19 protein-coding genes are annotated in these 14,422 nt (G+C 41.8%); 5 read left to right on the forward strand and 14 right to left on the reverse strand.

Features of this window, described 5'->3' with window-relative positions:
* Window positions 1-21: 21 nt before the first annotated feature.
* The 5 genes from M1J35_RS15715 to M1J35_RS15735 form a co-directional block, all read right to left on the reverse strand.
* Entirely contained in the window at window positions 22-1,641 is a 1,620-nt protein-coding gene (locus tag M1J35_RS15715; RefSeq protein WP_061810783.1) for an MDR family MFS transporter, read from the reverse strand.
* 181 nt (window positions 1,642-1,822) lie between these two features.
* On the reverse strand, window positions 1,823-2,200 hold the full coding sequence (locus tag M1J35_RS15720; RefSeq protein WP_051758245.1) for a MarR family winged helix-turn-helix transcriptional regulator: 378 nt from the start codon (window positions 2,198-2,200) through the stop codon (window positions 1,823-1,825).
* A 138-nt stretch (window positions 2,201-2,338) separates the two neighbouring features.
* Entirely contained in the window at window positions 2,339-2,698 is a 360-nt protein-coding gene (locus M1J35_RS15725) for a DUF2085 domain-containing protein (RefSeq protein ID WP_229592527.1), read from the reverse strand.
* 12 nt (window positions 2,699-2,710) lie between these two features.
* Window positions 2,711-3,004 (reverse strand): hypothetical protein, encoded by a 294-nt coding sequence (locus M1J35_RS15730; protein ID WP_229592525.1) that lies wholly within the window; start codon window positions 3,002-3,004, stop codon window positions 2,711-2,713.
* A gap of 27 nt (window positions 3,005-3,031) precedes the next feature.
* Window positions 3,032-3,952 (reverse strand): CobW family GTP-binding protein, encoded by a 921-nt coding sequence (locus M1J35_RS15735; protein ID WP_224519712.1) that lies wholly within the window; start codon window positions 3,950-3,952, stop codon window positions 3,032-3,034.
* Window positions 3,953-4,154: 202 nt separating this feature from the next.
* Here M1J35_RS15735 and M1J35_RS15740 point away from each other — a divergent pair, with 202 nt between their 5' ends.
* The gene (locus tag M1J35_RS15740; RefSeq protein WP_079531946.1) at window positions 4,155-4,880 is read left to right on the forward strand and encodes an AlbA family DNA-binding domain-containing protein; all 726 of its coding nucleotides are present in this window, start codon (window positions 4,155-4,157) and stop codon (window positions 4,878-4,880) included.
* Here the strand turns inward: M1J35_RS15740 and M1J35_RS15745 are convergent.
* The 5 genes from M1J35_RS15745 to deoD form a co-directional block, all read right to left on the reverse strand.
* Window positions 4,868-5,806 (reverse strand): LCP family protein, encoded by a 939-nt coding sequence (locus tag M1J35_RS15745; protein WP_254651700.1) that lies wholly within the window; start codon window positions 5,804-5,806, stop codon window positions 4,868-4,870. The two genes, M1J35_RS15740 and M1J35_RS15745, sit on opposite strands and share 13 nt — an antisense overlap.
* 135 nt (window positions 5,807-5,941) lie before the next feature.
* Window positions 5,942-7,402, reverse strand: a complete 1,461-nt coding sequence (locus tag M1J35_RS15750; RefSeq protein ID WP_254651701.1) for a lmo1851 family serine protease — start codon at window positions 7,400-7,402, stop codon at window positions 5,942-5,944.
* Between the two features lie 117 nt (window positions 7,403-7,519).
* Complete coding sequence (locus tag M1J35_RS15755) at window positions 7,520-8,107, reverse strand: YitT family protein (RefSeq protein ID WP_224519709.1); 588 nt, start codon at window positions 8,105-8,107, stop codon at window positions 7,520-7,522.
* Window positions 8,108-8,285: 178 nt separating this feature from the next.
* Window positions 8,286-9,131, reverse strand: a complete 846-nt coding sequence (locus M1J35_RS15760; protein WP_224519708.1) for a M15 family metallopeptidase — start codon at window positions 9,129-9,131, stop codon at window positions 8,286-8,288.
* Between the two features lie 148 nt (window positions 9,132-9,279).
* Window positions 9,280-9,984: a purine-nucleoside phosphorylase gene (gene deoD, locus M1J35_RS15765; RefSeq protein ID WP_254651702.1), complete on the reverse strand. Its 705-nt coding sequence runs from the start codon at window positions 9,982-9,984 to the stop codon at window positions 9,280-9,282.
* 131 nt (window positions 9,985-10,115) lie between these two features.
* Between deoD and M1J35_RS22715 the strand changes: the two genes are divergently transcribed.
* Together M1J35_RS22715 and M1J35_RS15770 are read left to right on the forward strand one after the other, a co-directional pair.
* A complete protein-coding gene (locus tag M1J35_RS22715) occupies window positions 10,116-10,238 on the forward strand; it encodes a hypothetical protein (protein ID WP_256503889.1) in 123 nt (40 codons plus the stop codon).
* A gap of 17 nt (window positions 10,239-10,255) precedes the next feature.
* A complete protein-coding gene (locus tag M1J35_RS15770) occupies window positions 10,256-10,399 on the forward strand; it encodes a hypothetical protein (protein ID WP_167562123.1) in 144 nt (47 codons plus the stop codon).
* 71 nt (window positions 10,400-10,470) lie between these two features.
* On the opposite strand, the gene M1J35_RS15775 is transcribed toward M1J35_RS15770, so the two are convergent.
* Together M1J35_RS15775 and M1J35_RS15780 are read right to left on the reverse strand one after the other, a co-directional pair.
* Window positions 10,471-10,791, reverse strand: coding sequence for a YodL domain-containing protein (locus M1J35_RS15775; RefSeq protein ID WP_224519707.1), 321 nt, complete (start codon window positions 10,789-10,791; stop codon window positions 10,471-10,473).
* Window positions 10,792-10,888: 97 nt separating this feature from the next.
* On the reverse strand, window positions 10,889-11,659 hold the full coding sequence (locus tag M1J35_RS15780; protein WP_254651703.1) for a sporulation protein: 771 nt from the start codon (window positions 11,657-11,659) through the stop codon (window positions 10,889-10,891).
* Window positions 11,660-12,021: 362 nt separating this feature from the next.
* Between M1J35_RS15780 and M1J35_RS15785 the strand changes: the two genes are divergently transcribed.
* Entirely contained in the window at window positions 12,022-13,113 is a 1,092-nt protein-coding gene (locus M1J35_RS15785; RefSeq protein ID WP_254651704.1) for a DUF2515 family protein, read from the forward strand.
* A gap of 124 nt (window positions 13,114-13,237) precedes the next feature.
* Here the strand turns inward: M1J35_RS15785 and M1J35_RS15790 are convergent, their stop codons facing one another.
* The gene (locus M1J35_RS15790) at window positions 13,238-13,414 is read right to left on the reverse strand and encodes a YozD family protein (protein ID WP_079531952.1); all 177 of its coding nucleotides are present in this window, start codon (window positions 13,412-13,414) and stop codon (window positions 13,238-13,240) included.
* A 124-nt stretch (window positions 13,415-13,538) separates the two neighbouring features.
* On the opposite strand from M1J35_RS15790, the gene M1J35_RS15795 reads away from it, so the two are divergent.
* Window positions 13,539-13,709: a hypothetical protein gene (locus M1J35_RS15795; RefSeq protein ID WP_156029996.1), complete on the forward strand. Its 171-nt coding sequence runs from the start codon at window positions 13,539-13,541 to the stop codon at window positions 13,707-13,709.
* Here the strand turns inward: M1J35_RS15795 and M1J35_RS15800 are convergent.
* Complete coding sequence (locus M1J35_RS15800) at window positions 13,693-14,352, reverse strand: hypothetical protein (RefSeq protein ID WP_034758621.1); 660 nt, start codon at window positions 14,350-14,352, stop codon at window positions 13,693-13,695. The genes M1J35_RS15795 and M1J35_RS15800 overlap by 17 nt on opposite strands.
* Window positions 14,353-14,422 lie beyond the last annotated feature (70 nt).

Below are 14,422 nucleotides of genomic sequence, written 5' to 3' on the forward strand. Positions count from 1 at the left end.
CCCTCTTTTATTTCATGGTCATCAGTGATTGGAAGCTTTTTTAAGCTTCGTTTCCTTTTCTTCCTCTGGAACATCTTTATTTGACATCCTTAATGGGATCTCTTTCATAAAGAAGGTTAAAACAAATCCTACGAGGAGAACCATGGCTCCAATAAAGAAAACATTCGTTAACGCATAACTCAATGATTCTCTGACACCATCCAGAATGGATGCATAGATCCCTTGGAATTCTTGTGGCAATGTTGATTGAAGCTCTTTTAATTTCCCGCCGTTCATGATGTTCTGTGGATCTTGAAGCTGCTTCATGACGCCAGCCGTTTCAGGATCTGTCAGTAATGGAGAGTCTTTTACTGCAGACATTTTCTCTGTCATCTTTGACGTCATGGAAGAATTCATCACAGTCCCCATGATGGCTACCCCTATCGTCCCTCCGATTTGTCTGAACAATTGCGTAGCAGCCGTAGCGACACCAAGGAACTTATGCTGCACTGCGTTTTGAACCGTCAGTGTAAAGACGGGAAAACTCAGTCCAAGTCCCGTTCCTACTATAATGATATTCATCAGGGCTCTGGCGTTGGTCGTATCCGTATCCATAAAGGATAATAGGATCATACCCGTACTCATGACGAACAAACCAATCAGTGCAAGAAACTTATATTTCCCTGTCTTTGTAATGATTTGTCCCCCGATCGTACTGGCAAATACCATACTCAATGTCATAGGCATCATCACAAGTCCGGACTTTGTCGCAGAGGTACCCATTACGCCTTGAATGAAGAACGGCATATACATAATGGCCCCGAACATTCCGGCTCCGAGTATGAATCCAATGATATTGGAAAGGGTGAAGATCTTATTTTTAAACAATTGCAGTGGAAGTACAGGGTTACTTGCTCTTTTTTCCGTTATGATGAATAGGACCAGTGCTACAACCGAGATGGTCAGTAGTCCAATGATTTGAAGGGAAACCCATTCATAATCGTTTCCACCCCACGTAAAGGCAAGTAATAACGGAATGATCGTTAAAGTCAGCATGATCGATCCCAGGTAATCCACTTTCAAGCCTCTATTTGGTTCTTGGGAAGGGAACATTTTATAAATCATCCCAAATGCAATGAAACCTACCGGAAGGAATACCCAGAATACCCAGTGCCAATCGGCATTATCTACGATCCAACCCCCAAGTGTCGGACCGAATACACTGGCTAAACCAAACACACTGCTCATCAGCCCCTGCCATTTCCCTCTTTCACGTGGAGAGAATAAGTCCCCGACAGCAGTAAAGGCGGTGGACATGATCATTCCGGCCCCGAATCCTTGAATCCCCCGGAAAATGATTAACTGTATGATGGAAGCGGAAAGCCCGTTTAAGAACGAACCAATCATAAAGACTCCTATTCCAAGTAGAATAAAAGGCTTCCTTCCATACATATCGGATAATTTACCGACCAATATGGCGGTTACGGAGCTGGTCAACATGAAGATGGTGAATACCCAGCTATAATAATCCATGCCTCCGATTTCAGAAATGATCTTCGGCAATGCAGTCCCCACAATAGTCTGATTCAATGCGGCAAATAACATGGCTGACATGATCGCAATCATGATCAGTACTTTTTTACGATGTTCTAAATGCTCCATATTCTCTGTCTCCCTCAATATTTATAGTATGAATAATTAACCAACTTAAGTAAATGAGCATAATAGAAGGGATGACCAATCTAAAGGTCAACCCTTTTTTCATTCCTGTCAAATATATGGCTGAACACCTCTGTTTCCGAAGCAGAACAGTGACATTTACAGGACATTATCTTGTAACACGTTATGACTTACGAACGGATGAACTCAACAGTTTCTCGAACAGTTCGATCAGGTGCTCGATCTCCTCTTTTTCAAAGGTTTGGAATAACTGCTGAAAATAGTGCGACTTCTTCTCTTCACATTGTGCCAGCACTTCCACTCCTTCAGGAGTAACCGCCAACTCTACGACTCTACGATCTTCATTGGATCGTTGTCTTGTAATATAGCCTTTTTCAACTAGTGTATCAGTAATGGACGTAATGTGACTTGCGGAGACTTCCATTCGCTTTGAAATTTCCGAGGATTTCAGTGCACCATTTTCCCTGATGAGTTGAAGCACCCGGAACTCCCCATTTGAAATGAATTCTCCAAAGATGGTTCGAATATCTGATTTCATCATTCTAAACACGGACCTAAACAGTCCTTCTAGCTCGAACAATTCTTTTCCCACTAAAAATCGACCTTTCTTACACTCAATAAATACTTCACTAAGTTAACTATTAAATAATATACATTTTATTCGATCTTGTCAATGGTTTTATCTTGTTATGGTCATGATCATGTCTACTCCCCATTTGGAAAAAAGGACGATCCCTATCGATAATCCCGTTCCGCACAACAGACCTGTCAACAATCGAAGTATGTTTGTACTCTTCCTCCACCCCCACTTCTGGGTAAACCCGTCAGCTAAAAGGGGGAATGTCAACACACCAGCCATCACAAGAGCGATAAAAGATGAGGAGGGAATCACAAGCCAGATGATCGGGATCCCCAAAAGTATTCCCATGAGTATTCCCATGCATCTGAAGCATACCGGGAATTGCTTCCCCTTCACAATCAGTGAACGTTCCGGTATTCTGTGACACGGCATAAAGGAGAGGGTATACCATTCTTTCACTTTATTCCCCTCCTATGGGCTGCAGTCCGGTGTACAGTCACAGTCCGGTGAATCGCAGTCGAATTTATTCCCTCTTGGCGAGGGCAGGCAGTCAGGGGAATAAATGGCGCAATCCCAACAGTCATTCGTTCTTTGCCTGCCATGATTTTTGCGCTGATAATAGACGATCGTCCAGATGAACAACAGGATACTGACCACGATCATGCCGGAGAAGATGAACAGCTGCAGTGAGGTTTCATGAACACTTAAGCCGTAAACCCCCGCAATAAATAATATGAGTTCCACACAAAACATTAAGAAAACCATATAAGGACTCCCCTACCCCCTTAAGAATTACTCCGTCAGGTCAATCTTCTGTAAAGACTGTACTATTTCTTCTTTATGTAAATTTTCTCCGATTATGACGAAGTTGGTAGGGTATTTCATATCTCCGGGCATAAAGAGGGGCATCCCGTATGAGTACTGAAACAACGTTGGATAGTTCCTGCCTTTCAAAGGGACGTATCCTTTCATCCTGTATATGGAATCAGGCTGGCTTTTCACCCATTCCTCAAAGGCTTCTCCACTCACTTTTCCGCTGAACGTATAAACTACCGCTTGGAGAGTCAGATGTTCCCCAATGGAAGCTCGATCATACGTATGTGTTTCTTGTTGTGCTTTTAAAGACAGAATATCTTTCATGGACACTTGAGAGTAATTCGTTAAATACACCTTGGCATTTTGATTCAATTGTTGTAGTTCATACGAGAATGTCCCTTGCTCCATTTCAGTCAGCAAGTCCATTTTATTCGCAATGATGAACTGTGCATGACGGATTTGTTCTCTCATCAAATGTAAGACAGCCGGACTGAAGTCGCCCCTGTTCCGCCATTGAAGACCATCCACCACCGTGAGGATACCCCTGAATTCAAAACGATCGGCAAACAGAGGGGACAGGATGGAATCGACCACCTCAACTGGGTGTGCAGCACCCGTTGTTTCAATGACCAGTACATCAAAGTCTTCGTTCAGTAGAAGTTCCTGGAGCTGGGACTCCAATTTTTCTGAAATGGTACAGCAAATACAGCCATCAAGAAGTTCACGCAATGCTGTGTCATCATCAACCGCATCACTATCGATGGATACACTTCCTAATTCATTCATCAGCACCGCGGGTTTTTTATCATGATCCTTTAAGGACTTCAGCAATTGTTTAAGTAAAGTCGTTTTTCCACTGCCAAGAAATCCCGATAATATATAGACATCTTTTTTCATGTAATCTTCCTTTCCAATGATCCCTATACACATTTTATTAGAAAGTGAATAGGAACACAACGGACATCACCGATGGATGACAATAGGCAGGGAAGAATTATTCGTTTAAAGAGCGTTATCCACTTTTTTTACGCATAGAATGTAATAAGGCTATGTACCGTCGTATTGATACCTGAAGAAACAGTAAAAGGTGGGAAGATTCATGTATTATGAGAAGATTGTTCCGCTTAAACTTAGAGATTTCCTGAAGAATCCTTCTCATGAAACATTGAAGGATCTGTTACTTCATAATACAGGGGAAACAGATTATGTGGATTTCAAGTCCGATTGGATCGAATTCACCAAGATGGCAAAACATATCCTTGCCATTTCCAATACAGGAGGTGGATGTATCATCGTCGGGGTGATGCAATTTGATGACGGATCAGTCGATTTAAAAGGACTGACCGATGAAGAATTTCTCGATAAAGCAGATGTTGATAATAAACTCCAACATCTGCTGCCTAAATATGTGCGGTATCGCACCGAAGATTTCATTTTCCCTGAAAGCACCCATCCATTGATGAGCCTTAAACGATTCCAAGTCCTTATCATCGATTATGATCCAAGGTACGTTCCTTACACTTCCATTGTCACAAGGGGGGAATTGAGATATGGAGCAATTTATGCAAGGCAAGGAACCAAGACGATTGAAGCCACTCACGACAAATTAGTGGATGTCATTCTCCGGAAAGTGCAGTCAGGAGGGTCAGACAGCGATGAAAAAACATTGAAGGAACACCTTGAGCACTTAAAAATCCTTCATACGGAACATGATCTGGCAGAAGATCAGAAATATAAAGACTATCTGCACGAATTGATCATAAGGAAAATGAAAAAAATTGAATCGTTCCTGGACCTTGATTCTTCTGAATTTCATTCATGGTGACTTGAACCAAGAAAATCCATGATGGCTTCCCGATTCTTTTGTTCATCCATATCGAGGACCAGTCCTGCACGGGCAGCCTTAAGATCAGTGAAGCTTCCTTCAACCGGTATCCTGATCGTATCCACTTTGTCGATTGGATGAAGCATGACAGACATCCCATATTTCAGAATCTCACTTATAGGAGTGGAGGTTTCCACGTTTTTCAATCCCTCTCTGATGAGAGATACAAGAGTCTTCATCCCTTCACCCGTCTCCATTTTTTCCATCAGGCTCTTTTCTGCCAATGACATGATCTCCTGCTGTCTTTCCACTCTCCCAAAGTCGTTCTGACTATCCCCCCTGAACCTTACATATTGTAGGATTTCTTCTCCTTTCAGTACGTTTTCACCCGGTTCTCTCGACCAATTCCAGTGAGCGATCATTGGTTCTGTCACCGTAACCGGTACCCCTTCAGGAAACACAAGGTCCATCATACTGATGAACTCTTTGAAATCAATCTTAATGGTATGGTGTATGTTCAGATCGAAGTTTTTTTGTATCGTATCAGCTAATAATTCTTCCCCTCCCCAGGAATATGCGTGATTGATCTTGCTCTTTTCATAACCGGGAATCTCGACGAATGTATCCCTCATGATGGAAACGATTTTAATAGTCGACGACTCTGGCCTGTATTGAGCAACCATTAGTACGTCAGCCCGTGCAGGCTCATTTTCGCGCTGATCTGAACCTATCAGGAGGAAGTTTACCGGTTGCTTATTTTCATCAAGGGTAAAAGGAAAAACCGATCCATCGGAAGTATTTAATACTTTTTTCGGGGTAGACCCCTCTTCTACAGCAGGCACTCCTTCATCCTTCCAAATCGGAGAACAGCTCACCGCTACAAAGAGAGAAAGTAGGATTGAAAGGATTAACACTATCTTTTTCATTGAATCACCTCATATATACTTTCATTGTTGGTATGGAATGAACATTCTATACGAGGATTCAGAAACCAATTCGGCAATCGGCCGCTGCTGCCGGACAAAAAAAGATCCCAGGTGATATCACCTGAGACCTCTGATTTATTGATCTTTGTTTAACACTTCAATCGCTTTTTTCAGTTGGGGGTCGTTTTCTTTCAGCTTTTCTCTTAGGTCGGTCATAAGCTTCAAGATGGTTTCCCCGTTCAGTGTGCCCGTCACTTCGAGGTCGTTCTCCCCTTGGAATTCCTTAACGGCTGCCGTTGTATCTGCATCATAATAGCCGTCTACTTTCCCTGGATCTAAATCCAGAGCTTCGAGCATTTGCTCTGCTGTTTTCACAGAATCTGATAAATCTTCTTCCTTTAGTTCCTTGTCCGGGTTGATATAAGGAAGCTGGGCATAATCAGGCATCTTCACTTCGACATCTGGCTTGATTCCTTTTTCATGAATCCAGTTTCCTTTAGGCGTCAGCCATTTAGCCGTCGTAAACTTCATATTTGAGCCATCTTTGAAGGTTTCGGCCGTTTGGACGGTCCCCTTACCGAATGTCTTCGTCCCAACCAAAGGTATATCATTGGATTCGCTTACCGCTGCTGAAAGAATTTCTGCAGCACTTGCACTTCCTTCATCAACCAGGACGGCTGTAGGGACTTCTACCTTCTGACCTGATTCTGATACATACTTTTCCACTTTACCGTTACTGTCTTTCACCTGGAATAAGACTTCACCTTCAGGTACAAACAGATTCGAGATCTTTACAGCTTGATCAAGTAATCCACCCGGATTTTGTCTAAGATCCAGAACAAGTTTCTTCATGCCTTTATCGTTCATTTCATTTAACGCTTCTGTCAATTCTTTATACGTATTTTCTGAAAAACTTGTGATTTGGATTTCTGCTACACCATTATCTTTCATCTCAGCATAAACCGTTTCGATCGGGATCTCATCTCTGGTGATGGTTACCTCCATCGGTTTATCCTGACCTGGCCGTTGAATGGTCAGCGTTACCTTTGTGCCTTTTTCTCCACGAATGAGAAGAACGGCATCTGTCACAGACATTCCCTGAATGCTTTTGTCATCCACCTTCGTGATGATGTCGTTAGGCTGCAGGCCGGCTTTTTCTGCAGGGGACCCTTTAATTGGAGAGACGATGGATATGTAACCATCTTTCTCCTGAATTTCTGCTCCGATCCCTTCAAACGAAGAAGAAATGCTTTCCTGGAACTTCTTAGCCTCTTCTTCGTTCATATAATCCGAATAGGGGTCCCCGACGCTATCGATCATCCCATTGATCGCACCGTTCACAAGTTTGTCCTGATCCAGGTCCTTGTAATAGTTCTGGTTTAACTTATCATAGGCTTCATAAAGCTTCTGAAATTCAGAGCGTTCTGTAACCCCTACGTTAACTGCTTTTTCATCTCCAAACGCCAATGCAAATGTTGTAATTCCTGCCGTTAGGAATACAAGGAAAAATAAGAGCATGACGAATTTGAATTTTTTCATTTTTATATAACTTGACTGGGTTTCCTGTTGTGCCTGTTCTGTCTTATCTTGTTCCAAAGCTTCCACCACTTTCGTTGCTATGTATCTTGTGTGAATTTTCGTTTAGAATATCATGAAACATTCCCCTGAGCAATCGTAAGCTCATAACTTCTTCATTCTATCAGCTTTTCCATGTTAGCGAAAGGAAAATCCATCTTCCCCCTTATGATGCGTCAAAATCGTCGTAAAAAACCCCACCGTGCTTACCGCTAACAAAGAATATAAAAATGGTCCCATTCCAATAATGGGGAATCCTGCCATGAGGACGATGCTATCAAAGGCGAAGATCAGCTTACCCACATTCCATCCAAAACTCTTTCCAATTAATTGTGCCAATAAGTCAGATCCACCTGTAGCAGAATTCCCCCTTAGCATGAGGCCGACTCCGATTCCGACAAAAGCTCCTCCAAAAAAAGCACTCAATAATGGGGGAAGATGTACGAGCGTATGCCATTGATAAAAGTAATCGATCATTAAAGAGGATAACCACAGGCCGTGAATACTGTTATAAAAAAGGATTCGATCTTTAAAGAAGGCAAGCAGATAAAGGGGGATACTCAGGAGAATGATGGTAAGACCTGGTTTCACACCAAGCCAGTAGTGGGCAATCAAACCGATCCCGATCATGCCCCCATCAAGAAAATGATGGGGGACAAAAAATAGATTGATGCCTATACCTACGAAAATACTGCCAATGATGATTATACTGAACACCCTTATCATACCATCCACCCACCCATTCCAAATTGGACATCCCTTATTACTGTTGTATGTGGAGTCGCAATAAAAGAGAACAAAGCGGAACGGAATTCGTCCACTTTAAAAGCAGAAAGGTCTTGGTATCCTTAAATCCCCATCTAAAAAAGGGTCAGGAACCGTTGGCCCTGACCCCTAATCATCATTAGATTTTCTTTACATTATTAAAGTATTCTTCAAGTGTCCAATCGTTTTCATGAATCACTTTAGCGGCTTCCATCCCGACATATCTATAGTGCCAAGGTTCATATTGATATTGGGTAATGGACACCTTATCTTCGGGATAGCGAAGAATGAACCCGTACTTATATGCGTTCTCTGCCAGCCATTTTCCTTCTTTCGTATCAGCAAATTCTATGTTCACTTGAAATTGGTTACTTTGACTGGAAATATCCATAGCCAATCCAGATTGATGCTCACTTTGTCCCGGAGGCGCAACGGCCATGACCGCCTTTTCTTCGCCGAATTGGGCTATTTCCCTATCAAGGAGCATTTTTTGGTATTCGTATGAACGGTAACCTGAAATGGCTGTCAGGAATACCCCTCCAGCTTTGGCATCTGCGAACATCTTTTCCAGCTGGTCTGCCGCTTCTTTACGGAGGTGCGCTTTTTCAAGGTCCTGATCCCCGAATACGAATGGAACGTTTGGACGGACTAGATCGGCAGGTTTATATTCATCTAAAGCATATTCCTTATTTACCAATGCCAGTAAATTGGATGGATTTTGAATAACCTGTTTTCCGTCCACGACTTTTACGTCATTGAAGTATTGGGACTCTAATTGCAGCTCTTTAGGTACCGCTTCTTCGGCAGGCTGCTGTTCCGGCAATGATTGTTCATCCTGTTCGTTGTCAGGCGTTTGAACCTTTGGTTCTTTTTCCTGTGTCTCTTGCTGTTTTTGGCCAAATAATTCGTCTGACCACTCTTCCACTTGCGAACAACCTGATAACATAACCAGGGAGGCAGCAGTTATGAAGATGATCTTTTTCATACTTTCACCTAGTTTCTCTATAATGGTTCCATTCTCCATCTTACCATGCCCGGGGCAATATGTAAGCAGGAGAAACTTCACAAAATGAAAAACTGCCTATAAACCCGACATGGGATTGTAAGCAGTTTTTTCCTTTTGCTTCTATAAATTATTCTTGAATGGCTGCTTCTAAAGCTACTTCAATCATTTCATTGAAAGTCGTCTGACGCTCTTCTGAAGAGGTTTCTTCCCCTGTCAGGATATGATCGCTTACTGTCAGAACTGAAAGGGCATTTCGACCATATTTGGCTGCCAATGTGTAAAGGGCGGACGTTTCCATTTCAATGGCAAGGATACCATATTGAGCCCACTTCTCATGCTCCGCATTGTCATTGTAGAACATGTCGGCAGTGAATACGTTTCCGACTTTCAGATTAAGACCTTTTGCTACCCCTGCATCGTATGCTCGTTTTAAAAGGTCGAAGTTCGCGGTAGGAGAATAATCGATCCCGTTGAACGTTAATTTATTCATTTGAGAATCAGTGGACGAAGTCATAGCCAGGATGACGTCACGTACTTTGACGTCCTTTTGAATGGCACCACAAGTACCGACACGAATCAAGTTCTGAACGTTATAACTCTGCATCAATTCATTGATATAAATGGAAATCGACGGGACACCCATTCCAGTTCCCTGTACCGAAATTCTTTTTCCTTTGTACGTTCCCGTGTATCCAAACATATTCCGGACTTCGTTGTAGCATGTTACATCTTCTAAGAACGTTTCCGCAATATACTTTGCTCTAAGTGGATCCCCAGGTAAAAGAACTGTTTCTGCAATTTCGTTTTCTTTCGCATTAATATGTATACTCACTTAAATATTCCTCCTATCAAGACTGTTGAAAGACCATTGTAATTCTTTTTCCGGACATATGCAACGCTAGGAAATGGAAGGATAGAATGATGAATGAGAGGTCAAAATAAAGGCAGAAGGAGTGATTGAACATGGCCAAAGAAAAAATGAGCAAAAAACTGAAGCAAGCAGTACAACATGCAAATGAAACCAACCCTTCTACCCGGTCGGGGACCCAACCAACTTCTTCAAGAACAGAAAAGCTTAAATCATAACAAAGGGGGACACATGGATGGGAAAAAAACACCGAAATAGAATCAATGCCCCTAAGAAAAATAATCATATCCCAAAAGAAGCATTGGATGCCGAGCATAATGCACACGGGAAAGAAAACACAGGTCTAAATAGAAAAAATGGTCCGGGACATAATATGTAAGGACTCATATAAAAAAGGAAAGAATCCGGCCTGTGAGGCAGATTCTTTCCTTTTTTCAAATAGTACTTTATCTAATGAATGACGATCCGGTTCACCCGCTTCCATCCATTTGGCTGGAGACGATAATAATGATGGCCCCTCCGCCCTTCATCAATGAAGACGATGTCACGTGTAGCAATATATCTGCCTTGATAATCCTTTGGAATCAAGTCTGGTACATTAAACGTTCTAAATGTCTGATACAGGGCTTCTTCATGGTTATTTGCTTCAACCGAGATACGATAAACCTTTTCGTACCCTTTATCCTCCCCATATTTAGGGGTTTGGAAAATGGTCACGTCATAAGTCGATCTCAAAAGCTTTGGACGAATGATTTTTTCAAGTAAAGGCATGAGCACCCCTCCGTCATTATGTTGTACTCATACAATTACACAAACTGTGTGTCGAATCCTTCACAGAATCATAGGAATCTTTGTCGAATGGAATATTTTACGCAAATTTGTCGATGGCTTGTTGAAGTTTCGATGCTAAATGGGGGACATCGGACGAACTTATGGTCAGTCTGACCATGGATTCATCCATTTCGAGAGCTTCAGCCAGGAACCCACCCAGTCCCCTCGCCCGTCTGTCCACTTCCAGAAGCAGTTCCACCCGGTCTTCCGTTTGATTCAGGAACATCACTTCAAGTTCATCCAATTTACGCTGATATGGTCCATTTACCGGTACAAACTCAAACTCCTGAATAAAAGGATATCTCCCTCTGTAACGTCTCGGCGCCTCTTCACATTCAACTGTACGAATTCTGAAGCCGAGTTCCTGTACAGAAGTCAGGACGGCATTTGTCAACTGATTCGGCACGATTTCAATATAGTCTTTGTCTTTTGGATCCACTGCATTTTTAATATCGACCCCTGTCGCTACCCATACCCTGGTGTTCCCATATGTGATCGGGGTTTCAAAGGGCAGGGTGAAGGTAAATGGAAATTCTTTTTTTTCATTTTCCAAAACGGTGAATGGATTGGATATTTGCACTTTCTGAATCGGTGCATAATCTGTAAATTTCTTGTCATCCGATTCACGAATATATGTAGTGAAAAGGGTTAAATAGATGGCATCGATACTCTGCTCCGTACTCCCCCCCGTAATTTCCACCACCCCGTTTACCGTCTCCCCTGCAACGTAGCTTGATTTCTCCAATTTCGTATCCACTGTTGCTGCTCCAATACCGATTGAAGCAAATACTTTATTAAAAAATGACATATGAAAATTCCTCCTCGTTTATTGGTTGTGAAATATTTCAATCCCCTTTAATAAATCCCCGGTAGACTCAGATCCTACATGATATTCTTCGTCCCCTCTTTTCAAGATTACAACTCTACTTTTAAGAAATTCTTCCACCGAACACTTTTTTCCTTCTTGCTATAACAATTCCTAAAGATGCGGGGGAAATAAAGTTTCAGGTGCATCCCTTCCATTCCCGACATATTGGACGTGATTAGAAAATAACTTCTTGTAAGGGCGTTAATCAAGAAGTGTTTCTATATATGTATCTATATACGATTCACCTCAAGTTTAGTTTCACACGAGAAAATATTTTTCATTTTTTTGAGAGGTGTGATTACTTGGGTTATTCACCGTTTCAAGTCATTTCAAACCTATTCAAACCGGGTAAACATTCGAATATGTCCCCCCTTCTCGATGTTCAGGCGGTTAACAGGCTTTACGGCGAAATGAAACTGGAACCGGTCCCTTATGTCTATTTTCCTGAAGAGCAAGCTTTGTTCGAGGAAATTTTCAACAAAGTGAAAAAAGGCAATGTCAATAACTTGACAAGAACCTCTTCCTATCTTGATTTATTTAAAAGACACCCTGAACTGCACTGGTCCTTTCTTGCCCACATGGTATCGAGAAATGCCGGTTATCATATGACAGATATCCATAACGATCTGCTCTCACATCTAATGAGTCACACCGAACAACAATCTCTATTCGAGTTCCTGGAGCAATGTAATGCAGCTATCTTTGAAGACGCGTATCCTCAACTATTACTTTATGAAAACTGGAAATTAACCGGCCGCCACTCCTTTCACCTCCTGAAAAAGTTCAACGTTTCAATATTCATGCGGAAGCTATGGGCAGATTATCTCAAGACAGGGAATCACCCAGTATTGACCACCGCACTCATTATGAATGAGCAGCACCTGATTCAAAACAAGATATTATCCAGTCCCGAGCTTAATATGGGAATTGAAAAGTGGAAGTTTTTTCTACAGGACCGGCTTGAATTCACTTCCATCCTTTTCCCTTATGGCAAGCAGTCCCCATTCTCCCTGGCCGGCCTTTCCGTTTCCCACTTTGAGAAATTGGATCGCAGAATACAATTAGGCAAGAAATTATATAGAGTATTATTCCATCCGAATGTTTACCCCACTGCATTATCTTTCTCCCTTCACCATCCTCATACGGGATCCAGGGAAGATTATTGGCCGCATATTTACTCAACTGTGAAGAAAAGAAAGCATTTATTCAGCCCCGAGCTAAGAGCTGTCTGGGAAAATATTCATTATGACGATCCTTCCTCGCCGGATTGGTTTAGAGAGCAGCCGATTGAGGTAATGTCTCCCCTTTTGACGATGACGGACCCTCACCATTTCTCTATGACCCGTAAATGGAAAGCAAGAACGACTATTCTTTTGAAACTAAAGAGGGATTGACACAAAATAATGTGCCCCCCTTCCTTCATACATGAAGGTATGGGCGACACATCAGAGTCAATCCCCGTTATATGAATGGTCGTTGGCATACTAATTGAAATCCAGATCGATGGGTGAATAGAATCTAAACCTCATCTTCCCATTCTTCATCAATGATACATTTGGCAATCAGATACTCGAATGTGATGTCCGCTATTTCTTCAAGCTCATCTTCTGATGGTGCATATCCTCTTTGGATCAGTTCTTTCATAAAGAACTCAGCAATTTCCTCGGTGTCGATAAAGACTTCTATCTCCCGCATGTGATCGCCCCCTTTGATTCTCAATTTATGACAATACTATCCCGGTTATGCCAGGAAAAAAAGTTTTCATAACACTTTAAAGACAAGCATAGACTTTATCATCAAAGGTAGAGGAGCGGATAGTATGTTACATACATTTACCCAAAAAACGAAATCGATGGTAAGAGACCTGGAAAATGGAGAAGGGATCATTGTTTCAGGCATGCAATGGATCCTTCGTGTCATACTATTATCATTCCTGGTCATAAGCGTCCCGGTTTTTCTATATATTATGTGGCTTATTCCTTCTCTTTGACGATAGACTGTGTGTTTGTATGATTCTTCAACTGTTCTAACACATAATCCATTTTATTCTTGTATTTACTATCATTGAATAATAGATACAGTGTTTTGTAGTCATTGTAATGATCAAGGAGCTGATCAATCCAGGTTGGCTTTGGAAATGCAGGTGAATGGAGAGATTTGGATTTACCTTCTTTTTTTTGCGGGAAGACAAATCCATATTTCTTTATGAAAGCTTCCGCCTGCTCTTCATCGGCAACCAGGGTAATTTCATCTTCGTCCGCCTCCAGCCATTCCCCATCCGTGATCCTCATTAATTCATAGATCACGTCTTCCCATGCATCATCTTTATATCGCCATATCTCTGTTCTGAAACCCACCACTTTAAAGAGATCCTCTTCGTATCCCTTTACAAGGACAAGGTCACCAAACAGAAATTTGTATTCAATATCGATCTGTTCCTGTTCAAAAATATATCCATCATAAGAATCAAGCAGTTCTAATGCTTTTTCCTTGAATAACCCTTCACTTTCGTTGACCTCATATAAAAACTCTCCGTCAATCTTTTTAATGTCTGTGATTTTCCCGACGGTACCATAGATTGTAACGACTACCGTTTCCCCAACTCTGAATCTAGGCTCTTTTCGTTTCTTCATTCTCCCCTCACCCTTAATCGCCTTTTTTATATGATATGCAATAACAATCATATCGGTATACACGAAATCC

The sequence above is a fragment of the Rossellomorea sp. KS-H15a genome (assembly GCF_024195245.1).
Taxonomy (GTDB): domain Bacteria; phylum Bacillota; class Bacilli; order Bacillales; family Bacillaceae_B; genus Rossellomorea; species Rossellomorea vietnamensis.

Bases quoted from the DNA above. Each gene is read 5' to 3' on its own strand.
- M1J35_RS15775 (WP_224519707.1), bottom strand. From the start codon at position 10,791: ATGCCTTTACTTGAAAAAATCATTCGTCCAAAGCTTTTGAGATCGACT.
- M1J35_RS15740 (WP_079531946.1), top strand. From the start codon at position 4,155: ATGTATTATGAGAAGATTGTTCCGCTTAAACTTAGAGATTTCCTGAAG.
- M1J35_RS15770 (WP_167562123.1), top strand. From the start codon at position 10,256: ATGGGAAAAAAACACCGAAATAGAATCAATGCCCCTAAGAAAAATAAT.
- M1J35_RS15745 (WP_254651700.1), bottom strand. From the start codon at position 5,806: ATGAAAAAGATAGTGTTAATCCTTTCAATCCTACTTTCTCTCTTTGTA.
- M1J35_RS15715 (WP_061810783.1), bottom strand. From the start codon at position 1,641: ATGGAGCATTTAGAACATCGTAAAAAAGTACTGATCATGATTGCGATC.
- M1J35_RS15720 (WP_051758245.1), bottom strand. From the start codon at position 2,200: ATGATGAAATCAGATATTCGAACCATCTTTGGAGAATTCATTTCAAAT.
- M1J35_RS15730 (WP_229592525.1), bottom strand. From the start codon at position 3,004: ATGGTTTTCTTAATGTTTTGTGTGGAACTCATATTATTTATTGCGGGG.
- M1J35_RS15790 (WP_079531952.1), bottom strand. From the start codon at position 13,414: ATGCGGGAGATAGAAGTCTTTATCGACACCGAGGAAATTGCTGAGTTC.
- M1J35_RS15735 (WP_224519712.1), bottom strand. From the start codon at position 3,952: ATGAAAAAAGATGTCTATATATTATCGGGATTTCTTGGCAGTGGAAAA.
- M1J35_RS15760 (WP_224519708.1), bottom strand. From the start codon at position 9,131: ATGAAAAAGATCATCTTCATAACTGCTGCCTCCCTGGTTATGTTATCA.
- M1J35_RS22715 (WP_256503889.1), top strand. From the start codon at position 10,116: ATGGCCAAAGAAAAAATGAGCAAAAAACTGAAGCAAGCAGTACAACAT.
- M1J35_RS15800 (WP_034758621.1), bottom strand. From the start codon at position 14,352: ATGAAGAAACGAAAAGAGCCTAGATTCAGAGTTGGGGAAACGGTAGTC.
- M1J35_RS15795 (WP_156029996.1), top strand. From the start codon at position 13,539: ATGTTACATACATTTACCCAAAAAACGAAATCGATGGTAAGAGACCTG.
- M1J35_RS15780 (WP_254651703.1), bottom strand. From the start codon at position 11,659: ATGTCATTTTTTAATAAAGTATTTGCTTCAATCGGTATTGGAGCAGCA.
- M1J35_RS15755 (WP_224519709.1), bottom strand. From the start codon at position 8,107: ATGATAAGGGTGTTCAGTATAATCATCATTGGCAGTATTTTCGTAGGT.